This is a genomic window from Bradyrhizobium rifense (assembly GCF_008123425.1).
Lineage (GTDB): Bacteria > Pseudomonadota > Alphaproteobacteria > Rhizobiales > Xanthobacteraceae > Bradyrhizobium > Bradyrhizobium rifense.
Genome location: NZ_VSSS01000108.1, coordinates 1 through 22,126, shown reverse-complemented (window position 1 = coordinate 22,126; position 22,126 = coordinate 1). Strand labels below are relative to the sequence as shown.

The window sequence follows — 22,126 nt, the reverse complement described above, 5'->3', positions numbered from 1 at the left end:
GTAGCCCGGATCACGAAACGTCGTACCGGAGCCCCGGCCGCAGCGCTTGCATCTTCCGCGCCAGCCTCCGGTGCCCGGTCTCCACCGACCGCGCCAGTTGATCGGCCACCGCGACATGGTCCGCGTCGCTCTTGTGCTGGTTGAGCTTGGCCTGCCCCTCGATTTGATCGACCACGAGATCGACGACGCGGATCGCAGCCAGCATGCTCTCGCGCTTGCCCGGCTCCATCTGCCGGAGGTCCCAAGGCTGTTTTGGTAGCCGCGCCTCGGCGACCGCCAGCAGCGCATCGCCATGGCCACGGTTCTCGTCGTGCCGGCGCAGATGCGCCACACCCGACAGATGCACGGCCTCGTAAAGCCAGGTCGAGACATTGTCGGGGGAAGCGTACCAGTCATTGGAGATATAGGCATCGTCTCCGGCAACGATCAGCAGGAAGCGCCCGACGCCGTCGGCAAGCTCAACCAGCGGGTTTTTGGCCGTGAAATGGATCTGCACGATCACGCGTCCATCGCGCTCGACCAGCACGAACGGCACGTGCGAGGCGCGCGGGCCGTTCGCATCCGCCGCCACGATCACGCCGAAGCCGCGCCGGCCCGCAAATTCCAGTGCGCGCTGCTCCTCGATGCGGAACTGGGGCCGAAGGACATGCATGGTGCGGCACTCGAGCTTGGACCAAGGACGATGCAAGGCTAACCCATGACCCCACGGAATCCGAAACGATATTGGGCCGCAAACGCAGATGTCAGGAATGACGTCCGTGGCGTGCAAGCTCATCGAGATAGGCGCAGAACATGTCGGCCAAACCATCGGCGTGGCGCACGATCTCAGCCTCGGTGCGCGGCGTTTCCGAGAACCGCTTGCCGACCTCGCTCAGCGTCGTCTTGATCAGCTCCCCGGCGAGCTCGCCCGTCGCCTCCGAGGCCTTTGGCAGCGCCTCGCGCATGAAGGCCGCGACGATTCCCTCGCCGGCCGCTCGTGCGTCCTGCGCTTCGGGCGCATCGCGATAAAGTGGCGCGGCATCGCTCAGCGCGCCGCGGATCGCCGCCTCCTCGCATTCGGAGCGTATGAAGGCGTGGACCAGCGCGCGGAGCCGCGCCGGAGGCGACGTCGCACGATCGGCGAGAATGCCGCGCAGGAGCTCGCTCGTGCTTCGCCACTCGTCGCTCTGCAGGCGGAACAGGATCGCCGCCTTGTTCGGAAAATATTGGTAGAGCGAGCCGACGCTGACCCCGGCCCGCTCCGCCACCCGCGCGGTGGTGAAGCGCTGTACCCCTTCCTTCGCCAGGACCTGAACAGCGGCATCCAGAATGGCCGCGACCAGCTCGTTGGAGCGGGCCTGTTGGGGCTGTTTTCGTGAGGAAACTGAACGACTTCGACGATCGGCCATGATGCGCCCGGGGGAATGCGAATAGGAAACGTGACGAATTAGTCGTATTTCAATCCGCACGCAAGCCCACGCTTTGCCGCGAACTCTGGAGAGCCCAAATGACCACCCCAACCATCACCTCGCTTGCGCCGCTGCTGGATCGCCTGTTCGACCAGGACGAAGCAGCACGCGGCGTAACGCGAGCCGCCTTCGCCGACGTGACCGACGCCGACCGCACTCGGATGATGCAGAGCAAGACCGAGTACCGCGACCTCTACGCACGCCTGAAGGACGCACCGCTCGCCGTCTCGCGCGAGACCGGTCACCTGCTCTACATGCTGGCGCGCAGCTCGCGCGCGAAGGTGATCGTCGAGTTCGGCACCTCGTTCGGTATCTCGACCCTGCATTTGGCCGCAGGCTTGCGCGACAATGGTGGCGGCCGCCTCATCACCAGCGAGTTCGAGCCATCCAAGGCGGCACGGGCGCGGGAAAACCTCAGGGACGGCGGGCTGATCGATCTCGTCGAAATCCGCGAAGGCGATGCGCTGCAGACGCTGAGCGAGGATCTGCCCGATCAGATCGATCTCGTGCTGCTCGACGGCGCCAAGGCGCTCTACCCGGATATCCTCGATCTGGTCGAAGACCGTCTGAAGCCTGGCGCGATCATCGTCGCCGACAACGCCGACTTCAGCCCCGACTATCTCGCGCGCGTCCGCAAGCCCGGCAACGGCTACATGTCTACGCCCTTCGCCGAGGACGTCGAACTCACCGTGCGAATCAACTAGGGCCGCATCGAACGGTTCACGACAGTCCGGAGCTGCCGCGCGATCCCTCGCGGGGCAGCTTTGTGTTGTCGGCCCCTGCGGTCCCCTGTCGCAGGCTCGTCACTCACACGTGATATCTGCTTGCCGGTCAAAGCCATGTTGCGCGTGCTAAACATACCTACCGCGCGGTATCTTTCGCGCACCACGCCCGAGATCGTCATGACGTCCGCTTTCACTTCCTATGCCGCGCTTGCCCTCGCCATCGTGTTCGAGGTGACGGCGTCCGCCTTCCTGCAACAGTCCTCGCAGTTCACCCGGCCCTGGCCGACGCTGGCGATGGTGCTGTTCTACGTTGCCTCGTTCTACGCGCTGTCGGTCGCGATCCGGGTCATTCCCCTGAGCATTGCCTATGCGATCTGGGGCGGCGTCGGCATCATCCTGACCGCCACGGTCTCCTTCGTGCTGTTCCGCCAGATGCTCGACGCCGCAGCCTTCGTCGGCATCGGGCTGATTGTCTCGGGCGTCGTGGTCATCAACCTGTTCTCGCAGACGACGGCGCATTGATGCCGGCGAGTGCTTATACCCGCGCCAAGCAGCCCGAGCAGGTGCGGCGCGCCCTGCTCGACCACGCCGCGGCGATCGCCATGGACCACGGCGTCTCCGGCATCACGGTGCAGGCGGTGGCAGCGGCGGCCGGCGTCACCAAGGGCGGCCTGTTTCATCATTTCGGAAGCAAGCAGGCGCTGATCGAGGGCCTGTTCGCCGATCTGCTCGCCCGCGTCGATGCCGAGATCGACGCGGCCATCCAAGCGGACCCGAAGCCGCGCGGCAGTTTTACACGCGCCTATGTCAATGCGGTGTTCACCGGCAAGGCGTTCGGCTTCGCCACGCCATGGGCGGCGCTAAGCATGGTGGTCGTCACCGATCCGTCACTGCGTAAGCTCTGGAACGACTGGATGAAGGCGCGCCTGAAACGCCACCGCGCCACCGATGCGGCGCCAGAGCTGCAAATCGTGCGTCTGGCCGCCGACGGCGCCTGGCTGTCCTTCGTCACGACGGGACAGACCCGCATGAACGCCGATTTGCGCGCCGTGCACGACCGCCTGATCGCGCAAACCCATCGGCGCGGGTAGCCGGGCTGCGACTACTGGCTCTGCGCCGGCTTAGGCGGACGCGGCTTGGATCGCGCTGACTTTGCGCCAGGCTTCGCCGGAGCGCTTGGAGCCGGCGTATCGACCGACACCAGATAGGCAGCGAGCGCCTTGGCGCTATCGGAGCTGGCCGAATAATGGTCCTGCAGGAACCAGGACAGCGTCAGGCTGTAGCGCCCTTTCGCAAGCCCCTGCGGACTGCGATGGCAGGCCGTGCAACCGTCGGCGAACAGCTTTTCGGGCGATTTGCCGGCGTCGAGATTTTGCGCGGACGCAAGCGGTGCCGTCAGCACGATCGCGGCAGCAGTCATGGCCCCGAGAATCACCAGAGGCGCGACGAGTTCGCGCCCCGGTCGAATGTGCGATCTCAATGTCGTCCCCTAGCCCGTCTTGCGATCACGCCGCCAGCAACTGATCGAACTCCGGCGGCGCATAGGCCTTGCCGTCCTGATCGGTGATGACGACCCGCCATCCTTCGCTCGCCCAAACCTTCGCCTTCGCCACGATGAGCAAGCGGCTCTCGCGGGCAAAACTGTACTTCTCATTGTCGCGTTCTGCGACCATTTTGTAGGCCAATGCTTGTCCCCTTGCGTTGCCCTGCACCCGTTCCCCTCGTGGCAGCGGGCTTTGGCGGCAATTCGCCGGGAGCGTGGCAATTTGGTGCCGTCCGCGGCAGCATTGTGCGCCGGCACCGGTTCCAGCCGAGCGTCGGAGGTCGATACGCCGCAACATCAATGCGATTTTGCTTGCCGGGAGCTTGCTCGCCGCCAAGCCCGTGCGGCGCAGAGCCGCCAGCCGGGCGCCGGCCCATCGCCGCCGCGACGGAACCGATAATGCCGAGCCGATCCGCTCAATGGACGCGGATGACGTGTGGACGGCCGAGATCGATCAGCCCCTGCACAGCCGACAGACGATCGTCCAGGGCAGCAATGGTGAGCAACAAATTGTTGCGGCGCTCGTCGAGCATCCCCATTTCGGCGCCGGAGAGCTTTGTGCTCGTCCGCTCCTTGTGGATGCCGTCGAGGGATTTGCGCAAGCCGGCAATCAGGTTGGCCAGCTGCCTTGCCTCTTTGGTCATCGACCGCTTCGCGACATTTTGGCGGCGCGACTCCGCCTGGCTCTGTCTCATCTACATCCTCCCGTGCCCCGCTGCCCCGAGTGGATGCTTACAGCTTTGAATACACATATTACGATCGATGAAATCTGCCGGCGAAGAACTTTCTTAAATTGTACGCGCACGGAACCGGGGCAGCCCGAGCAAAAGCCCGGCGCGAAGGCCGGGCTTTTGTCGGTCGATGCTAGTGCTTCTGCGGGCCGCCGCCGTGCGGGGCCGCATTGATATGGGGAGCGCCACCGCCTCCACCGGGATGCGGCATCGCAGGCGCAGCCGCTCGCGGCGCCGGCATCTGGGCATGCGCGTTCATCGGCGCACCATGGCTGACATTCGGCTGAGCCATATGAGGCATCGCGGGCCGGGCCACAGGCGCGGCTGACACACGCGGCGCTTCATGTGCACGCGCCATTGGCTGCGCGTGGACTGCGGCGCGGCTTGCCGCCTGTTCGTGCATCATGTGCGCCTGCGCATCGCGGGGATTGCGGCCCTGCACCGCGGTCCGCTCGTTGACGAAACGCTGGCTCCGTTCGGTACGATTCCGATCGACGCCAACCGCAACGTCGCGCTTTGCGATGGCCGCATCATGCCGCGCCGTCGCGGCATCACGCCCGGAGACCGTGACATTACCCTTGGCATGCGCGTCACCCCTGGCATGCGCGTCGCGGCCCAGCGCGATCGCGGCGTCACGCGTCGCTGCACGTCCGATGCGTGCGGCGTGCGGGTCGATGGTCATCCGCGTCGCAAAGCGCTCATGCGAACTCCAGTAGTTATTCCAGTGGGCGTGGCGGCGATACCAGGGGCGCCCCTCATAATAGCTCGACCAGTACGAGCTCAGCACGAACGGGACGACGGGCACGTCGACCTCGTCGGCATAATCGGGCAGATAAACGTAGTGATTGCGATAGAGATATTCGAGATATTGCGACGACACCCAGCCGCGGTCGTCGGAGAAGCTCACGTCGCACCAGGCATTGCCACGCAGGCAACCATGGATGTTGACGCGGGCGCCCTCGGGGACGCGATCGACAAGTGGAAAGCCCGCCCCCGGGCCGGCGCGCAGACCGGTCGAGACAGTGACGATGCCTGGCGCGGCCAATGCGGCCGTCGGCGCGAGCAGCAATGCTGCAACTAAAGCGGTTCTCAGTCTCATGGCGTAGTCCTCCTCTGAGAGGCGGAACGCGCGAGCGGAACGAAGCGTTCCGTGCGCAAAGGTCGCATCAGCCAAAAGACTGAGAGGCGCGCCGCGCACGCAGTTCAATATTCATCCGCCGTTCATCGGCGGACCACGCTTTACCTCTGCTGCAACATGAAGCCGTCAAAATAGGCGGCGAGCGCCGCAAAATCATTGAGCGGCAGAACCTGTGCAACGTATTGATCGGGCCGCACCACGACCATGCAGCCGGCCTTTCGATCAATGCCGCGCATACTGAAAATGTCGTGTCCGCTCTTCAGGTCCGGACAAAACATCTTCTCGTAGTCGTACAAGCCGTATCGGCCTTTGCTCGGGAGCAACATCGGCGACATATCCTCAATGGCGAGCTCGCGATGATCCTGCTGGAACACCGCGCGCAGGTCGATCGCGCCGTCGATGTCGGCGCCGACAGGCGTATATCGCCTGATCGGTGATTTCCGGGACTCGGCGAGGAAATTGCACAGAGCACGAATGGCCGAGCTCGCCCCTTGAGGATTCTCAGAAGGAGAAAACGCGTAGATGCGGAAACGGCCATCGGCCTGCCCCGCGTGGCCGAGATGCACTGGCTTCGCGTCTCCAAGCCGTATCACAGGCGCCGAATGGAATCGTGTGCCGATGACGAAGCCTTGCGCGAGATGCTGATGCGAGGCTGCGCCGGTGAGGATCGACGGCGTGTAATGCGTCGCCGTGCCTGCGGTGTAGCGGCCGTGCCTGACGAAATAATCCTGCGTCTTGGCGGCATCGGCACCGCCGGCTTTCGCTGCAGAGGCGAGAATGCCGGCCCATTCGCGATCGAAATCGATCAGCTCCTTCGCCACCGCCTGCCGTTCGGCCGAGTAGGAATGCAGCAGGCTCGGTGCACTCTGCTTGCGAAGGACAGCCGCAAGCTTCCAGCCGAGGTTGAAGGCGTCCTGCATCGAGACGTTCATACCCTGCCCCGCCTTCGGGCTATGGGTATGACAGGCATCGCCGGCGATGAAGATGCGCGGCAGGCGCGTGTCGATCTCGGCCTCCGGCACGTCGTCGAACTTGTCGGTCAGGCGCTGGCCGATCTCGTAGACCGACCACCAGGCGACCTCTTTCACGTCGAGCTTGTGCGGCGCAAGGATCCGCTGCGCTTTCGCAATCACGTCTTCAGCCGTGATGTTGCGGTTGGCGACGCGTTCGCCGACGTCGAGCTTTGCCAGCTCGACATAGAGGCGGACCATGTAGCCGCCTTCACGCGGAATGATGAGAAGGCTGCCGTCCTTCGCCGACTGGATCAGCGACTTGAAGCGGATATCGGGAAAATCGGTGATCGCCAGCACGTCCATCACGCCCCAGGCGTGGTTGGCGGAATCGCCATGCAGCTCGCGGCCGATCGATTTGCGCACTGTGCTGCGCGCGCCGTCGCAACCGACGACGTAACGCGCCTTGATCGTTTCGACCTTACCCTCGTTCGCAGCATCGATGCGTTCGAGGCGCACGGTCACGGCATGGTCGATGGTAGCAGCGGCCGGATCGACCTGGAGGTCGAGCAGACGCCTTCCATAATAGGGCTTGAGCTTGGCCGGCGACTTTCGCATGACGTCGAGAAACCCGTCATGGATGCGCGCCTGGTTGAGGATGACATGCGGGAATTCCGACAGCCCGTCCTCGACGTCCTGCACGCGGCCGCTGCGAACGATTTTTTCGGGGGCGCGCTCGTCCGGCTTCCAGAACGTCGTCTCGTTGACCCAATAGGCCTCCTTCAGCACGCGCTCGCTGAAACCATAGGCGTGGAACATCTCCATGGTACGGCAGGCGATGCCGTCGGCCTGGCCAACGGTGAGCGGGCCCTGCTTCTGCTCGACGATGCAGGTCTTGATATCAGGGAATTGCGCGAGCTGGGCCGCGAGGGTCAGGCCCGCAGGGCCACAGCCGACGATGAGGATATCGACCTCGTCAGGCACGGCGCCGACGGCGCCCAAGGCCTGAATGCGCTCGGCGGAATCGGCAATCTCGGGGTCGCCCGGCCTAAATCCATTGAGATGGAATTGCATGAGCACCTCTCCCGTTGACGTCTTGTTGGATATTGCTCAGTATGCTGACTATCAGTATACTTGTCAATAATCGTCCACCGTCCTGCTCTCACGGAGAATTCGGTGAAAGACAACAACGACATGCCCGGCCATCTGGCGCGCCGGTTCCAGCAGATCGCGGTCGCCGTGTTTCTGGCCGAGGTCGGCGAAGCCGGTTTCGACCTCACCCCGGTGCAGTACGCAGCCCTTGCGACCATCAAGGCCAATCCCGGGCTCGACCAGGTCACGCTCGCAGGGTTGATCGCCTATGACCGGACCACCATCACCGGCGTGGTCGATCGCCTCGTGCAGAAGGGCCTCACTGAGCGGCGCGCCTCAAGCCGCGACCGCCGCGCCCGCGAGCTCGAAATCACCGATGAGGGCCGCCGCGTTCTGCGCAAGATCACGCCGGCCGTCGAATCCGCGCAAGCGATCATGCTGCGCGGCCTCAGCGCCAAGGAAGGCGAGGATTTGATGCGGCTCTTGCGCAAGGCCATCGCCGCCGGCAACGAGCTCAGTCGCGCCCCCCTGCGCGAGGTATAGGCGCACCCCGCAGTTTTGTACGTATTTGTCGCAGACCCGCGAAACCTGGAACTAACCTTCGGCTGTTACGGTCGGCGCCAATTCTGCGCTTAACGCGCGATTAACTTTGCCGGTTTGGAGTTTCGGATGTTCAGGTTCGTCATTGCCGCCGCGGTCATCGCACTGTCCACCGGTCATGCGCTCGCGAACGGGCATGGCGGCGGCGGCGAAGCCCCTGCTCCGGCGAAGACCGAGGCGGTGCCCGCACCCGCGCGCTACGTTCTGACCAAGCAGGGTCCCAAGCTCGTCGATCTCAAGGGCATGACGCTCTACTTCTATGAGCGTGACACCAGTGGCAAGACGTCGAGCTGTAACGGCAAATGTGCTGAGGCCTGGATTCCGCTGACGGCTCCCGCGAATGCCCAGGCGACCGGCGATTTCACGCCGATTACCCGCAACGACGGCAGCAAGATGTGGGCCTTCCGCTACCGCCCGCTCTACACGTCGGTGGCCGACAAGGCGCCGGGCGAAGCCAATGGTACAGCCACGACGTTGCAATGGCGCGTCGCGCGGCCCGAGGATTAAGGCCGGAACGGCGCGCGTCCGTCGCTGACTGGCGTGCCCACGAACTTCGCATGGGCCGCGGAATCGGCCGAGGCGTAATTCACCTCCGGATTCCAGTGCAGCACGGTGTACACGACCAATCCGGCCAGGATTGATCCGTAGAAGCCAAGCGTGGCCAAACGCCACTTGCGGACAACGCGACGGTCGTCCTCATTCAATTGATCAAGAAATTTTTGCATGATGCCTCCAATGGCAACGAGCCATTGAGACATAGCGCAACCCGCGCCTAGCGCCTTGTGAAGCAGTTCACTTTTGCAGCGGCCTGGTCGTCGATCGACGCGGTCTCGTCAATCAAGCCTCAGTGATACGGCTGATACGACAGGTCAGATCTGCTGCCTCACCCGCGCCAACTGGAGCCCGCCTCGACCTGCGCACTCTGTCCGGGCGGCAGCACCACGACGGTCGCGTTGAGCTTCACCCGATCGAACAGATCGATCACATCCTCGTTGCGCATCCGGATGCAGCCCGAGGAGATCGCCTGCCCGATATATTCCGGCTGGTTGGTGCCGTGAATGCGGTAAAGCGTGTCCTTGTTGCCGGTATAGAGATAGATGCCGCGCGCACCCAGTGGATTGGCGGGACCACCGGCCACGCGCGCCGGATACGGCCCGAGCCGCGCCTGGATCTCTGCGGTCGGCACCCAGTCCGGCCATTCCGCCAGACGCCCGACGCGCGCGACGCCCGAGAAGGCCATCGCCTCCTCGCCGACCGCGACGCCGTAGCGGATCGCCTTGCCGTCGGGCAGCACGTAATAGAGATAGCGCGCATCGGTATCGACCAGGATCGTGCCCGGCTGCTCCTTGCGCGGATAATCGACGATATGACGGAGATATTGCTCGGGCACGTTGGCCTGGGCGTAAGGCGTGTGCGCCAGCAACTGCCGGTCGCGCGCCGTCATGCTCGCATCCGTCGATGGCGAGAGAGTCGTCTGCATGCAGCCGCCGAGTGGCAGCAAGGCAACGACGAACAAAGCGAGTAGAGATCTTGGCACCGCCGGCCCCCGATAGCGGATAGCAGCACCCCCAGCACCGCGAGAATGCTGCCCAAATCGTGCTGAAAACAAGGCAGCGCGGAACACGTGCCCGTGTTCAGTACGGCTGGTTCCGTCGACACAAACGTCGGAAGACTGTCGCGATGTCTCCATCGCCTCGCCTTGCTTTGGTCAAACCCGGCTGGACTCGTGCGACATCGGCCCAAGCTGAACAGATCGGGATGGGCCCACGCAACAGATCGGCTCGCGCCAATGCGGACGACCAGCCTTCAGAGGAGCTGCGATGCTCGCGACGTTGAACAGCCGGCAGATCGTCGATGAGATCGTGAAAGACACGGTCAGCAACAACGATCCGCACGACGCCGTCCAGATTTCGCCCGACATGGTGCGGGCTTCGCGCGTGAGCAGCGAGGCCCCAACGCTGGCACCCGAGTTCACGGCCCGTCCGGAGCCGAAATTCGCCCCGGGGCCCAAAATTCATCTGGAGCCGAAGGTCATTCCCGTCCTGGGGCCGCAGCCGGCTGCGGCCTCGGTCGACACCGCCGTGCGCGTGACCGCGAGCGAGGGTCACAGCCGACCGAAGCGATCGGCCGCCGGCAAGTTGTTGCGCGGCGCGTTCGTCACGTTCCTGTTTGCGGGCGGTAGCGCTGCCGCAACGATCGCCTGGGAGAAGCACGGCGACACCGCGACGCAGATGCTTGCCGAATGGACACCGGCTCTGGCGTCGCTGCTACCTTCGACATCCCAGACGGCGCCGGTCGCAGCCGCGCAAGCCGCGCCGCCGGTCGCACAGGATCAGGCCACCGACCAAACTGCGGCGACGCCCGCAGCACCGGTTGTCACGGCCGCTGCCGCGCCCGCCCCGACACAAGCCGATGCCACGCAAACAGTGGCGTCAATGACGCGCGACATCGCCGCGATGGCGCAGCAGATCGAGCAGCTCAAGGCGAACATCGCCGAGTTGAAGGCCGGTCAGGAGCAGATGGTCCGCGACATCGCGAAGCCATCCGCGCCAAAGCCGGTCGCCGAAGCAAAACCGCCGGTCGATCCGCGCGCGCGCGTGTCTGCGCTGCAACCGCGCCCTCCGGCGCCGATGCCGCCGCCTGTTCGCAAACCGAAGCCGGTCGTGTCACACACCTACACGCCGGCTTATTCGCCGCCGCCGATCGCGCCTCCGTCGCCTTCACAGGCTGCCGCAAGCCCGCCGCCGGTAGCACCACCGGTCGCGACGACGCAAACTGTTGCCGATGATGATGGACCTGTCGTGCGTCCACCAATGCCGGTGCACTAGGTCTGCATCAGACGACAACAGCAAGCTGTCCGACTCGATGCGATGATGTGAGTCCGTGCAACTACGGTGACGCGCCAATTTGCGCCAAGAGAAAAGGCCGTCGGGATTTATGCCGCCGGCCTTCTCTTGCAGCTGCCGGTTCCCGGAGCCCGGTTCTGCTGCAATTCCATACCTTATGATCAGGCGGATATATTTAATAAAATCTTAATGCGCTCGAATGCTGCACATCATTTCTGCGCCATAAGCACAGAGATTCCGCGATCCATTCATCGGATAGATAGCGACTCAGTGGTACGATCCCTCTTGTTTTGAAGACTTCCGTTGAAGGCTTCTTTTGGAAATTTGGGTCGTCACACCGGGGAATTCGGATGCCGTATTATTCCTTCGATCTCGTGGTTGGTGAAGAGTTCAAGAACCAGGGCGGAATCATCCTCGAAGACATCGAGGTCGCCTCCGATCGCGCCGTTCAACTCGCCACCGAGCTGTCGCAGGTGAAGCCTGAGTTGCAGCGGAAAGGTTGCGCGGTGCGCGTCACCGATCGCGATCATAACGAAGTCTATCGCACGCCGCTCGATCCTGTGCCGGCCTGGCGTCGCTAGCTACGCATCCAGCACCGGCGCTTCGAACCAGTTCGTCAGCGACAATCCGCCGTCGACGACAAAGGCCGCACCGGTGACGTAGCCTGACAGCCTGTTCGAGAGCACGGTCAGCGCCATCGGCACGAGGTCGTTGGCCTCGCCGAGTCGTCCGAGCGGAATGTGCCGCGCCAGCGAAGCATCCGCGACGAAGCCGCCCGCCGCGATCGCACCCGGCACCAGCGCGTTGACGCGGATGTCGTGACGACCAAAGGTCTTCGCGAGTTCCTTCACCAGCATCGCCATCCCCGCCTTCGCCGTCGAATAATGCGGAAGGTTGCGCGGCGTGCCCGCGTGCAGCGAGGTGAGAAACAGAAACGAGCCGGATCGTTTGGCAGCGATCAACCGTTTTGCGATTTCGCGCGCCAGATGAAAGCCGGCATCGAGATTGACGGCGTGCATCTCCTGCCAGGTCCGGCGATCGACCGCGAGTGCATGATCGGCCTCGCGCCGCGGTGGAGAGGCGCTGTGCACGAAATGCGAGACCTCGCCCAGCTCAGCACTCGCGGTTGCAAGCAACTCGTCGCAGGCATCAAGCCTGGCGAGATCGCCGACACAGGGCCGCGCCAGATCCGGCGTCCCGCTCGCGTCGATCGCGGTCTTCACCCGCTCTGCGCTGACGTCGGCAAACAGCGTCCGCACGCCCTCGCCGACCAGACCCAGCGCGATCGCACGGCCGATGCCATTGCCCGCACCGGTGACGAGCGCCCTGTCGCGTGCGGGATCGAACGGTGTACTGAACAGGCTCATGTCGTGCTCCGAGACCGGGGACGGCTGACTGTAGCGCGCGCCGCGAACGGGCGACAATCGGCCCCGGCAGCCATTGCAGAGCGGCCCGCCGGACGCTAGCCTCTCAAAAAAACGAGGAGGATACTAAGGATGCGCACCCCTTTTCTGATGGCAGGCCTGTTGCTGCTCGCCGCTCCAGCCCAGGCGGCTGACGACCATCCGCGCTCGACCTACGTGACACTGGTACTGCAAGCCTTCGCCGCCAAGGTCCAGTGTCCGGGGACGGACGTCGTCTACCAGGATCTGGTGCAGAAGGCGCAACAGATGCAGCTGCCCGACGGCACCACCGAGCAGGTGCGCAAGGCGATCGCCTTCATGCATACCGGCGGCAAGATGGGCGAGAAACAGCCCGACGACGTCATGGCCGAGGTCGCGGTGGCGACGCAAGCGACCGATCTCGACCAGCGCCGGCTCGGCATGAGCAATTGGTGCGAGAAGCAGAAGACCAACCTGGCCGGCCTGATCCGCAGCAAGGGCGGCTAGGCACTTCCCACCGTTAAGCACGCGGCGACGGAACCGCCGCCGCGGCCCATAATCGTCACATTCCTGGCCAGCATGCGGGGCGTCTTCAAACCGGAGAACCCCATGCGGATCACTCATCTCGTCTTCACCGGCGTGCTCGCGGCCGGCGCCGTGCTGACGGCGCCCGCGCTGGCGAAGAATTCCGATGCCCAGAAGGGCGAGGACAAGGCAGTCTCCTCGTCCTGCAGCGCCTATCAGCAGGCGGCGGACGGATCCTGGGAGCAGCTCCCCTGCAAGGAAACCGGCGAGCGGGCACAGCCGCAGACGCAGCACAAGCCGATGACGCAAGGCGCCGAGCAAGGCGAGCGCTAGGCCCACCGAGCAGGACCCGGCTCGCGGCGGCATGCAGGCGCTTACCAAGGCGTCGAGGCGCTGGCAGGCTGGCCCATCAGCTCTGATGCGGGCCGCGCATGATCTTCATGGCATCGGCGATGTGGCGCCACTCCTTGGCCTCGTCCGCATCGCCGCGGCCTTCGCAGGCCTGGGCCTGCTCGGCGGCCTTCGCAATTGCAGCGAAACCATGCTGTTCCAGCATCTGCCGGGCGACGGTGTGAACCTGGACCTCGGACATCATGGGCGCTCTCCGGTTCTGAGGAAACCGCGGCGCCCGGCTCGGCGCTCCGCGGGTTTTCGACAACGATCGGGTAGCGCGTCTCGTTCCGCTTGCACGCCCAAACGACGAAGGCGGCCCGCTATGCCCAGCGGACCGCCTTCTCACCCACCCCAAAACGGGCCGTTTTCAGTCGCGTCCCCTACGCGACCGCCGCTTTCTTGCGCTCGAAGTCGTTGGGCACCTCGATATCGACCTCGAGGGTCGAGACCTCGTCGCCGCGCTCGAGCCGAACGATGACCTTGGTCGGGTCCAGCGTGACGTGCCTGGACACGACGGCGAGAATTTCCTCACGCAGCACGCCGAGCAGATCGGGCTGGCCGCGCAGTCCGCGTTCATGGGCAAGCAGGATCTGCAACCGTTCGCGAGCGACGGGTGCGGACGCCTTGTTGCCGCGGAGAAGCCGGAGCAGACCCATGCTCATGCAGCCCTCCGTCGCAGCAGACGATCCATAAAGCCCTTGCGCTCGGTCGGCACCTGCATCGGCACAGTGTCGCCGCACAGCCGCCGCGCCGCGTCGATATAGGCCCGCGCAGGCGCGCCATCCGCATTCGACAGCGTCACCGGCGTGCCGACATTGGAGGCCTTCAGCACGTCTTGGCTCTCGGGGATGATGCCGAGCAAGGGCGTTGCGAGGATTTCCAGAATGTCCTCGATCGTCAGCATCTCACCGCGCGCGGCGCGCGAGGGATCGTAGCGGGTGATGAGAATGTGCTTCTCGACCCGCTCGCCCTTCTCGGCCCGCACCGTCTTGGAATCGAGCATGCCGATGATGCGGTCGGAATCGCGCACCGAGGAAACTTCCGGATTGGTGACGATCACGGCTTCGTCCGCAAAACGCATCGCCATCGAGGCGCCGCGCTCGATGCCGGCCGGGCTGTCGCAGATCACCCAGTCGAAGCGGCTGCGCAGGTCGTCGATGACCTTGCCGACGCCTTCCTCGGTCAGCGCGTCCTTGTCGCGGGTTTGCGAGGCCGGCAGCAGCCAGAGGTTCTCAAGCCGCTTGTCCTTGATCAGCGCCTGCGGGAGTTTCGCCACACCCTGCACCACGTTGATGAGGTCGAACACCACGCGGCGCTCGGCGCCCATCACGAGGTCGAGGTTGCGCAAGCCGACGTCGAAATCGACGACGACGACCTTGTCGCCGCGTTGCGCCAGTGCGGCGCCCAGCGCGGCGGTCGTCGTGGTCTTGCCGACCCCGCCCTTGCCTGATGTCACGACCAGTACCTTACTCATCTGAAATGTCTCCTTTGCTGGTCAGTTCAGTGCTGTAATTCGCATGGTATTCCCCTGCAGCCAGGCCTGCGCCGGCTTGCCGCGCAAGGCGGCGTCGATGTCGTCCGCAGTCTGATAAAATCCATCAATCGCAAGCAGTTCGGCCTCGATCTTCTGGCAATAGATGCGCGCGCTGGTGTGACCGTTCACGCCCGCCATGGCGCGGCCACGGAGCGCGCCGTAGATGTGGATGGAACCGCCGGCGACGACCTCGGCGCCGGAGCCGACCGAGCCCAGAATGGTGACGTCGCCTTCGGGGAAGATCACGGTCTGGCCGGAGCGCACGGGGCTATCGAGCAGCAGCGAGGTCGGCTTGGTCTCGACCTTTGCCTCGGGCTTCTTGGGCGCGCTCGGCTCGATGACGCAACTGCGCCCGCCCGAAAGCAGCGGCGGCATCGACGGCGTCAGCCGCGCCTCCTCCACGCCCTCGATGCCGAGCACGCGGATATTGCGGTCCTGCAAGCTGGTGAGGAGATGACCAATGCCGGACTGGCTGAGATCGACCGAGGACAGGTCGATCACCACGGGCCGGCCGGCGAAGAAGCCCGGCGAGCGCGCGATGGTGGTGTCGATCTCCTGGAGCCAGTCCTGGATCGGAACCGTCGGCACGAACACGAAGGCCACATAGGAGCGCCCGCGCAGGCGCACCATTTGGCGTTGGACTTTTGCTACAGCCTCCATAGCGGCCGACTCGTTCCCCGTTATTGAATGGTTAACGATGCCGCCGATATGGTTAATGGCTGGTTAATTTCTCCGTGGGGTCACGTGGGCGGGTGGCTGGACGAGCACCGGTTCGTAGCCCGGATGGAGCGAAGCGCAATCCGGGACTCTTTCGCCCGCAGATGCACCGCCCCGGATTTCGCTTCGCTCCATCCGGGCTACGGGGCCCTACTTCCTCACCTTGCTCGCATCCATCTTGATCGCGGGATCCAGCATCTTCGTCGAAAACGCGCTCATCACGTCGAACGGCTTCTCCATGCCCAGATACGTCTGGACCAGCTCATAGTCCTTCTTCATCCGCTCGCCATCGATCCAGCCGAGACCCTTCGAGGTCGTGAACTCGTCGGTCATCAGGTATTTGATCCGCTCCCACTGGCGCTCCTGGTTCTCCTTGTCGAGACCGGACACCTGGTCGAGCAGCGCCTTCAGGCACGGCGCGACGTCGGCGACGCAGGCGGCAAAGGCCTTCTGCGAGATGCGCACGAACTCCTCGACCAGCTTCGGGTTCTTCTGGAGGTAGGCGCCGTTGACGATCAGCGAATTGCCGTACGGATTGAGGCCGATGTCCTTCCAGTTGACGTAGCCGAGGTCCTGTCCGAACTCGATCACCTTCAGATCGTGCTCGTTGTAGAAGTCGCTGATGATGTCGACGGTGTGGCTCTTCAGCGCGGCGATCTTCGCGGTCGGCCCGATATTGACGAAGCTGACGGAGTCAGGCGCTAGGCCGGCGGCCTTGGCAAAGGCAGGCCACATCACGCGCGAGGCGTCACCGGGCGGATTGCCGATCTTGTGGCCGGCGAAATCCTTCACGCCGTTCACGCCATAGCTCTTCAGCCAGTAGAACGTCTGGCCGGTGTTGGCGTAGATGCTCATCAGCGCGACATCGTCGGCGCCCTTGCTCTTGGCGACCAGCATGGTGGCGAGATCGGCGATGCCGAACGGCGAGCCGCCGGAGCCGACCTTGGCGGCGGACACGCCGGAGCCCTTGCCGACCTCGATGGTCAGATCGATGCCGGCCTTCTCGTACCAGCCCTGCGCCTTGGCATAATAGAACGGCGAATGGTCGGCCGTCGGCGTCCAGTTCAGGATCAGATTGACCGCCTCGCCCGCGCTCGCCGGCATTGCCGGCAAAGCCAGCGCCAGAGCCACAAGAGTCGCCTGCAAACGTTTCATCGTCTGTCTCCCCATTGCCGCGACCCGGCTTGTCGCTCTCCCCGTGTGAGGCTACCAATGCAACAAGCCCGCCCTCCACTTGTCAACTGTTTGGTTGGAAATGCCCGCAAAACGTTCAGGCGACACCGTGCCGCAGCGGCGCGACCCCGTCGCCACCCGCAAGAAGCTGCTCACCGCGGCGCGGCTGGAGTTCGCCCGGCACGGTTTTGCGGGCGCCCGCGTCGACGAGATCGCCGAGCGCGCCGGCGTCAACAAGCAGCTGGTCTACCACTATTTTGGCGACAAGGACGCGCTCTACCTCGCCGTGCTCGAATGGGTCTATGAGGACATCCGCGAGCAGGAGCGCAAGCTCAATCTCGAGGGCCTACCGCCGGACAAGGCGATCCGCCGCCTGATCGAAGCCTCGTTCGATCACCTTGCGGAAAACCCTGATTTCATCGTGCTTTTGAACGACGAGAACCGCGGCGGCGCCCGCCACGTCCGCGGCTCGACGCGGCTGGAGGCAATGCATTCGCCGCTGGTGAGGAGCGTCTCCCACATCCTGCACGAAGGTGTGCGCGCCGGGCTGTTCCGCAAGGGGATCGACCCGGTCCAGCTCTACATCTCCATCGCAGGCCTGAGCTATTTCTTCTTCTCCAACACGCCGACGCTGTCGGCGATCTTCGGCAAGGACCTGTCGAGCCGCACCCAGCGCCGAGCCCGCCGCCGGCATGTCGCAGATTTGGTGATGCATTCGCTCCGGCCCTAATCAACCAACTGGTTGAAACTAGCGCCAAGGCCGGTTAGGCTCGGCGTTGCGGCAGTGAGGCCGGGCAACAGGGAGCAGACAGTGGCAGGTGACGGAGCCAGCAGTCCGGCGCGCAGCTTTGCGATCATCCTGATCGTGCATCTGGCCGTGCTCGTGCTCTGGCAGGTCCTGGTCGACGCCTTCCATGTGCCGAAATTCGTCCTCCCCTCACCGCTCGCGACAGTGCAGACGCTGGGAACCGCGAGCTATGCCTGGGGCGCCAACACGCTGGTGACGGCGGTCGAGATCCTCGGCGGCTTCGCGCTCGGCGCCTTCGTCGGCGTCGCACTCGCCGTGATCTTCAGCTGGGCGCCGCTGCTCAGCTTGGTGCTGCTGCCGCTGTTCGTGACGCTGAACATGATCCCGAAGGTCGCGCTCGGTCCGCTCTTCATCGTCTGGTTCTCCTACGGCATCCTGCCGAACATCCTGATCGCCTTCAGCATCTGCTTCTTCCCGATCCTGCTCACGACAGCGCGGGGCCTGCGCGAGGTCGAGCCCGATCTGCTCGATCTCGTCAAATCGCTGCGCGGCTCGCGCTGGACGCTGTTCCGCAAGATCCAGCTGCCGGGATCGCTGCCTTACGTGTTCTCCGGCATGAAGGTCGGCGCCATCCTCGCAGTCGCCGGCGCCATCGTCGGCGAATTCATCGCCTCCGAGCGCGGGCTCGGCTACCTCATGATCCAGGTGCAGTCATCTCTCGACACGCCCGCGATGGTGATGGCCGTCGTGCTGCTGACCTTGCTCGGCGTCGCCCTTTACGGCCTGGTGCTCGTCCTCGAACGCATGTTCGTCGTGGGCGATGCAAAACAAACCTGAAAACGGCAGACTTAGCTGAAGGACCATCCCATGCTGCTCACCCGCCAGACGCTGCCGAAGACCATTCCTGATATCGCAGCCCTCGACGATCTCCTCTGCCGTCCGACGCAGGCGCTCATCGACGACCTCAAGAAGGTCGAAGGCGACATCATGATCCTCGGCGTTGCCGGCAAGATGGGGCCGACGCTGGCGGGGTTGGCCAAAGCCGCGGCCCCCGAACGCCGCGTCATCGGCGTTGCCCGCTTCAGCGACGCCAGCGTCAAGGACTGGCTGCACGCGCGCGGCGTCGAGACCATCAATTGCGACCTGCTTGATGAGGCCGCCATCAAGGCGTTGCCGAAGGCGCCGAACATCGTCTTCATGGCCGGCCGCAAGTTCGGCGCCGAGGGCGATCTGTCGCTGACCTGGGCCATGAATGCGCATGTGCCGGCGCTGGTCGCGCAGGCCTTCCCGTCGTCGCGGATCGTGGCGTTCTCGACCGGCTGCGTCTATCCCTTCGTGCCCGTCGACGGCAAGGGCTCGACCGAGGACATGGCACCGAACCCACCCGGCGAATACGCCCAGTCCTGCGTCGGCCGCGAGCGCATGTTCGAGTATTTTTCGCACAGATTTTCAACGCCGGGCCGCCTGTTCCGGCTCAATTACGCAATCGACATGCGCTATGGCGTGCTGCACGACATCGCGACCAAGGTGCTCGCAGGCACCCCGATCGACGTCAGCCTTGGCCACGTCAATTTCATCTGGCAGGGCGATGCGTCGGCACAGGCGCTGCGGTGCCTGGCGCATTGCACGGCACCGACCTCGCCGATCAATGTCAGCGGCCACGAGATTTGGGCGGTGCGCGATCTCGCGCAGAAATTCGGCGCGCGCTTCGGCCGCACGCCGGTGCTGACAGGCCAGGAAGAGCCGACGGCGTGGCTGACCGACACGTCGAAAGCCGTCGCGCTGTTCGGCCTGCCCGTGGTCGACACCGAGCAGCTGATCGCCTGGACCGCCGACTGGGTGTCCCGCGCCATGCCGAGCCTCGGCAAGCCGACCAAATACGAGGTGCGCGATGGCCGCTACTGACGGGCCTGCCGTCATCAAGCTTGGCCTGGATGATGCCATGGCCGGGCTCGTGCTCTCGACGGAAGCGCACTGGAACCAGACCGAAGAGGACTGGCGCGTCTTCCTGCGCGACGGCGTCGTGTTCGGCATCCGCACCGGCGTGCTGCTGGTCGCAACGGCCGCGCTGCTGCCCTACTCCGGCAACAACGCCTGGATCAGCATGGTGCTGGTGACAGCCAGCCACCGCCGGCGCGGTCTCGCCACGCGCCTCGTCGATGCCTGCCTGGAAACCGCGCGCAAAAACAGCCTGACCAGCTGGCTTGATGCCACGCCGGACGGGGTCGCGGTCTACGGGCCGCTCGGCTTTACGCCGACGCTGCAATTGCGGCGGTTGAAGCTGGCCAGGCCGACGCAGACACCCGCGGCGGCGCCGCCAGCCGCGACACTCGACGCGCTTCGCGCGCGCGACCGGCGGGCCACTGGGCTCGATCGCACCGCCCTGCTGTCCGCCTTCGCACGGCGCTCCGGCTCGCGCATCGTCTCCGCGAACGGAGCCATCGCGCTGGTTCGCGACGGCCGGACCGCCCGCCACATCGGCCCGTTATTCGCCGACAATGCCGCGGCAGCGCTGGCCCTGATCCATGCGATCGTACGCTCCGAGACCGGACCACTGCTGATCGACGCCGTCGCCCCGCAGGCCGCGTTCCTGGAGGGATTGACGGCATCCGGCTGGACCATCGAGCGGCCGTTCCAGCGCATGCGGTTCGGCCCCGCCACCGCCATGGCTGAAGAAATGCCATTCGCCGTCGCCGGCCCCGAATTCGGATAGAACATCATGCACCACAGCCAGATCAACAGCGACATCCGCAAGCTGATTGCCGAGGGCACCGTTCTGCCGGCACATCCGCTCGCGCTCACCGCCGAGCGCCAGCTCGACAAAAAGCATCAGCGCGCCCTGACGCGCTACTACATCGATGCCGGCTCCGGCGGCCTTGCCGTCGGCGTGCACACCACGCAATTCGCGATCCGCGACGTCGGCCTCTACCGCCCCGTGCTGGAGCTCGCCGCTGAGACCGCGGCGAACTGGACCAAGCGACCGCTGGCGATGGTCGCGGGACTAGCCGGCCCGACCCCGCAGGCCATCGCTGAAGCCCGCACCGCGCGCGACATCGGCTATCACGCAGGCCTCCTCAGCCTCGCCGCGATGAAGAGCGCCTCCGAGGACGAGATCATCACGCACTGCTCAGCTGTGGCCGCCGAGATTCCGCTGGTCGGGTTCTACCTTCAGCCCGCGGTCGGCGGCGTCATCCTGTCGAGCCGGTTCTGGCAGCGCTTTGCCTCGATCGACAATGTGATCGCGATCAAGATCGCGCCGTTCAACCGCTACCGCACGCTCGATGTGCTGCGCGGCGTGGCAGCCGCCGGCGCGCTCGACCGCGTCGCGCTCTACACCGGCAACGACGATCACATCCTGCTCGACCTGATGCTGCCGTTCGACCTGCGCGACAAGGGCGTCACCACGCGCACCTATTTCAAGGGCGGCCTGCTCGGCCACTGGTCGGTGTGGACCGCGAGCGCCATCAAGCAGTTCGAGCGCTGCAAGACGGCGCGGCACAAGGATAGCGTGCCGGCCGATCTGCTCGCGCTCGATGCCCGCGTCACCGATTGCAACAGTGCCTTCTTCGACGTCGCCAACAATTTTCACGGCTGCATCGCCGGCTGCCACGAGGTGCTGCGGCGCCAGGGCCTGATGCAGGGCTTATGGTGCCTCGATCCGAACGAGGGCCTCAGCCCCGGCCAGAAGGACGAGATCGACCGCGTGTATCGCGAGCATGCCGACCTCAGCGACGACGCTTTCGTGGCCGACAATCTGAGCAAATGGCTGGCATGAGCTCAAAACCCTTCATCAGCCTGCAAGGCGTCCGAAAAGTCTATCGCAGCGGCGGCGCGGAGTTTCTCGCGGTCTCCGACGTCACGATGGACGTGCAGGAAGGTGAGCTGGTGTCGCTGGTCGGTCCGTCCGGCTGCGGCAAGACCACGGTGATGAAGATTCTCGCGGGCCTGCACGGCGCCGACGGCGGCACGGTGACGATCGGCAATGCCGATAGCCCGTTCGATCCCACCCGCGACATCGGCATGGTGTTCCAGCAGGCGCTGCTGCTGAAATGGCGCACCATCCTGGACAACGTGCTCCTGCCGGCCGAGATCGTGGGACTGCCGATGAAGGCCGCGCGCGAGCGGGCGCGCGATCTGCTCAATCTGGTCGGGCTTGCCGGCTATGAGCAGAAATATCCGCGCGAGCTGTCCGGCGGCATGCAGCAGCGTACCGCGATCGCGCGCGCCTTCATCCATGATCCAAAGCTGATCCTGATGGACGAGCCCTTCGGCGCGCTCGATGCGCTGACACGCGAGCAGATGAATCTGGAGATGCTGCGGATCTGGCGCGAGAGCGGCAAGACCATCATTTTCGTCACGCACTCGATCCAGGAAGCCGTGTTCCTGTCCTCGCACTGCGCCGTGCTGACCGCGGGCCCTGCAAAGATGGCCGACTACTTCCCGATCGACCTGCCCTTCCCGCGCGACCTGCCGCTCAAGACCACGGACGCGTTCGGCGCTTACGCGCGGCGGATTTATGCGAAGCTCGGGCTGGGTGCGGCGTAATTCACCACACGACAGGTGCCGGGTGGGCAAAGGCGC

30 protein-coding genes are annotated in these 22,126 nt (G+C 64.8%); 15 read left to right on the top strand and 15 right to left on the bottom strand.

Annotated elements, in window-relative coordinates; translation table 11 throughout:
• Positions 1-10 precede the first annotated feature (10 nt).
• Complete coding sequence (locus FXB40_RS46390) at positions 11-652, bottom strand: FMN-binding negative transcriptional regulator (RefSeq protein ID WP_148778934.1); 642 nt, start codon at positions 650-652, stop codon at positions 11-13.
• Between the two features lie 91 nt (positions 653-743).
• Positions 744-1,388 (bottom strand): TetR/AcrR family transcriptional regulator, encoded by a 645-nt coding sequence (locus tag FXB40_RS46385; protein ID WP_148778933.1) that lies wholly within the window; start codon positions 1,386-1,388, stop codon positions 744-746.
• Between the two features lie 98 nt (positions 1,389-1,486).
• Between FXB40_RS46385 and FXB40_RS46380 the strand changes: the two genes are divergently transcribed.
• The 3 genes from FXB40_RS46380 to FXB40_RS46370 all read left to right on the top strand — a co-directional run bounded on the left by FXB40_RS46380 (position 1,487) and on the right by FXB40_RS46370 (position 3,264).
• Positions 1,487-2,152, top strand: a complete 666-nt coding sequence (locus FXB40_RS46380) for an O-methyltransferase (protein ID WP_148778932.1) — start codon at positions 1,487-1,489, stop codon at positions 2,150-2,152.
• Between the two features lie 198 nt (positions 2,153-2,350).
• Entirely contained in the window at positions 2,351-2,695 is a 345-nt protein-coding gene (locus FXB40_RS46375; RefSeq protein ID WP_148778931.1) for a DMT family transporter, read from the top strand.
• The gene (locus FXB40_RS46370) at positions 2,695-3,264 is read left to right on the top strand and encodes a TetR/AcrR family transcriptional regulator (RefSeq protein WP_148778930.1); all 570 of its coding nucleotides are present in this window, start codon (positions 2,695-2,697) and stop codon (positions 3,262-3,264) included. Before FXB40_RS46375 ends, FXB40_RS46370 begins: the two co-directional genes overlap by 1 nt.
• 11 nt (positions 3,265-3,275) lie before the next feature.
• Here the strand turns inward: FXB40_RS46370 and FXB40_RS46365 are convergent, their stop codons facing one another.
• From FXB40_RS46365 to FXB40_RS46345, 5 genes are all read right to left on the bottom strand, one after another.
• Complete coding sequence (locus FXB40_RS46365; RefSeq protein ID WP_148778929.1) at positions 3,276-3,593, bottom strand: hypothetical protein; 318 nt, start codon at positions 3,591-3,593, stop codon at positions 3,276-3,278.
• An 85-nt stretch (positions 3,594-3,678) separates the two neighbouring features.
• Positions 3,679-3,885, bottom strand: a complete 207-nt coding sequence (locus FXB40_RS48560) for a hypothetical protein (RefSeq protein ID WP_187437597.1) — start codon at positions 3,883-3,885, stop codon at positions 3,679-3,681.
• A 247-nt stretch (positions 3,886-4,132) separates the two neighbouring features.
• Positions 4,133-4,411 (bottom strand): hypothetical protein, encoded by a 279-nt coding sequence (locus tag FXB40_RS46355; RefSeq protein ID WP_148778928.1) that lies wholly within the window; start codon positions 4,409-4,411, stop codon positions 4,133-4,135.
• 169 nt (positions 4,412-4,580) lie between these two features.
• Positions 4,581-5,546 carry an SH3 domain-containing protein gene (locus FXB40_RS46350; RefSeq protein WP_148778927.1) on the bottom strand — a complete coding sequence of 322 codons (966 nt, stop codon included), beginning with the start codon at positions 5,544-5,546 and terminating at the stop codon, positions 4,581-4,583.
• A 140-nt stretch (positions 5,547-5,686) separates the two neighbouring features.
• Positions 5,687-7,609, bottom strand: a complete 1,923-nt coding sequence (locus tag FXB40_RS46345; protein WP_187437596.1) for an FAD-binding monooxygenase — start codon at positions 7,607-7,609, stop codon at positions 5,687-5,689.
• A gap of 102 nt (positions 7,610-7,711) precedes the next feature.
• On the opposite strand from FXB40_RS46345, the gene FXB40_RS46340 reads away from it, so the two are divergent.
• Together FXB40_RS46340 and FXB40_RS46335 are read left to right on the top strand one after the other, a co-directional pair.
• On the top strand, positions 7,712-8,170 hold the full coding sequence (locus tag FXB40_RS46340; protein WP_148778925.1) for a MarR family winged helix-turn-helix transcriptional regulator: 459 nt from the start codon (positions 7,712-7,714) through the stop codon (positions 8,168-8,170).
• 126 nt (positions 8,171-8,296) lie between these two features.
• Positions 8,297-8,734 carry a COG4315 family predicted lipoprotein gene (locus tag FXB40_RS46335; protein WP_148778924.1) on the top strand — a complete coding sequence of 146 codons (438 nt, stop codon included), beginning with the start codon at positions 8,297-8,299 and terminating at the stop codon, positions 8,732-8,734.
• Here FXB40_RS46335 and FXB40_RS46330 read toward each other — a convergent pair.
• Complete coding sequence (locus tag FXB40_RS46330; protein WP_148778923.1) at positions 8,731-8,952, bottom strand: hypothetical protein; 222 nt, start codon at positions 8,950-8,952, stop codon at positions 8,731-8,733. The genes FXB40_RS46335 and FXB40_RS46330 overlap by 4 nt on opposite strands.
• A 158-nt stretch (positions 8,953-9,110) precedes the next feature.
• On the bottom strand, positions 9,111-9,764 hold the full coding sequence (locus tag FXB40_RS46325; protein WP_148778922.1) for a L,D-transpeptidase: 654 nt from the start codon (positions 9,762-9,764) through the stop codon (positions 9,111-9,113).
• A 283-nt stretch (positions 9,765-10,047) separates the two neighbouring features.
• Between FXB40_RS46325 and FXB40_RS46320 the strand changes: the two genes are divergently transcribed.
• Positions 10,048-11,055 carry a hypothetical protein gene (locus FXB40_RS46320; RefSeq protein ID WP_148778921.1) on the top strand — a complete coding sequence of 336 codons (1,008 nt, stop codon included), beginning with the start codon at positions 10,048-10,050 and terminating at the stop codon, positions 11,053-11,055.
• Positions 11,056-11,423: 368 nt separating this feature from the next.
• Positions 11,424-11,654: a DUF6894 family protein gene (locus tag FXB40_RS46315; RefSeq protein ID WP_027530842.1), complete on the top strand. Its 231-nt coding sequence runs from the start codon at positions 11,424-11,426 to the stop codon at positions 11,652-11,654.
• Here the strand turns inward: FXB40_RS46315 and FXB40_RS46310 are convergent, their stop codons facing one another.
• Positions 11,655-12,440: an SDR family NAD(P)-dependent oxidoreductase gene (locus tag FXB40_RS46310; protein WP_148778920.1), complete on the bottom strand. Its 786-nt coding sequence runs from the start codon at positions 12,438-12,440 to the stop codon at positions 11,655-11,657.
• A 129-nt stretch (positions 12,441-12,569) separates the two neighbouring features.
• On the opposite strand from FXB40_RS46310, the gene FXB40_RS46305 reads away from it, so the two are divergent.
• A complete protein-coding gene (locus FXB40_RS46305; RefSeq protein ID WP_148778919.1) occupies positions 12,570-12,962 on the top strand; it encodes a hypothetical protein in 393 nt (130 codons plus the stop codon).
• Between the two features lie 102 nt (positions 12,963-13,064).
• Positions 13,065-13,313: a hypothetical protein gene (locus FXB40_RS46300; protein ID WP_148778918.1), complete on the top strand. Its 249-nt coding sequence runs from the start codon at positions 13,065-13,067 to the stop codon at positions 13,311-13,313.
• Positions 13,314-13,389: 76 nt separating this feature from the next.
• Here FXB40_RS46300 and FXB40_RS46295 read toward each other — a convergent pair whose 3' ends face one another.
• From FXB40_RS46295 to FXB40_RS46275, 5 genes are all read right to left on the bottom strand, one after another.
• A complete protein-coding gene (locus FXB40_RS46295) occupies positions 13,390-13,575 on the bottom strand; it encodes a hypothetical protein (RefSeq protein WP_148778917.1) in 186 nt (61 codons plus the stop codon).
• 178 nt (positions 13,576-13,753) lie between these two features.
• On the bottom strand, positions 13,754-14,035 hold the full coding sequence (gene minE, locus FXB40_RS46290) for a cell division topological specificity factor MinE (RefSeq protein ID WP_092026121.1): 282 nt from the start codon (positions 14,033-14,035) through the stop codon (positions 13,754-13,756).
• Positions 14,032-14,847 (bottom strand): septum site-determining protein MinD, encoded by an 816-nt coding sequence (gene minD / locus FXB40_RS46285; protein ID WP_148778916.1) that lies wholly within the window; start codon positions 14,845-14,847, stop codon positions 14,032-14,034. The genes minE and minD overlap by 4 nt, the downstream gene beginning before the upstream one ends.
• Positions 14,848-14,868: 21 nt before the next feature.
• Positions 14,869-15,567, bottom strand: coding sequence for a septum site-determining protein MinC (minC, locus tag FXB40_RS46280; protein WP_148778915.1), 699 nt, complete (start codon positions 15,565-15,567; stop codon positions 14,869-14,871).
• A 207-nt stretch (positions 15,568-15,774) separates the two neighbouring features.
• Positions 15,775-16,779 carry an ABC transporter substrate-binding protein gene (locus FXB40_RS46275; protein ID WP_148778914.1) on the bottom strand — a complete coding sequence of 335 codons (1,005 nt, stop codon included), beginning with the start codon at positions 16,777-16,779 and terminating at the stop codon, positions 15,775-15,777.
• 100 nt (positions 16,780-16,879) lie between these two features.
• On the opposite strand from FXB40_RS46275, the gene FXB40_RS46270 reads away from it, so the two are divergent.
• From FXB40_RS46270 to FXB40_RS46245, 6 genes are all read left to right on the top strand, one after another.
• Positions 16,880-17,527 carry a TetR/AcrR family transcriptional regulator gene (locus FXB40_RS46270; RefSeq protein ID WP_148778913.1) on the top strand — a complete coding sequence of 216 codons (648 nt, stop codon included), beginning with the start codon at positions 16,880-16,882 and terminating at the stop codon, positions 17,525-17,527.
• 81 nt (positions 17,528-17,608) lie between these two features.
• Complete coding sequence (locus FXB40_RS46265; RefSeq protein WP_148778912.1) at positions 17,609-18,382, top strand: ABC transporter permease; 774 nt, start codon at positions 17,609-17,611, stop codon at positions 18,380-18,382.
• Positions 18,383-18,412: 30 nt separating this feature from the next.
• Positions 18,413-19,450, top strand: coding sequence for an NAD-dependent epimerase/dehydratase family protein (locus tag FXB40_RS46260; protein WP_148778911.1), 1,038 nt, complete (start codon positions 18,413-18,415; stop codon positions 19,448-19,450).
• Positions 19,437-20,258: a GNAT family N-acetyltransferase gene (locus FXB40_RS46255; protein ID WP_148778910.1), complete on the top strand. Its 822-nt coding sequence runs from the start codon at positions 19,437-19,439 to the stop codon at positions 20,256-20,258. The genes FXB40_RS46260 and FXB40_RS46255 overlap by 14 nt, the downstream gene beginning before the upstream one ends.
• A 6-nt stretch (positions 20,259-20,264) precedes the next feature.
• Entirely contained in the window at positions 20,265-21,320 is a 1,056-nt protein-coding gene (locus FXB40_RS46250; protein WP_148778909.1) for a dihydrodipicolinate synthase family protein, read from the top strand.
• Complete coding sequence (locus FXB40_RS46245) at positions 21,308-22,090, top strand: ABC transporter ATP-binding protein (protein WP_148778908.1); 783 nt, start codon at positions 21,308-21,310, stop codon at positions 22,088-22,090. Before FXB40_RS46250 ends, FXB40_RS46245 begins: the two co-directional genes overlap by 13 nt.
• Positions 22,091-22,126 lie beyond the last annotated feature (36 nt).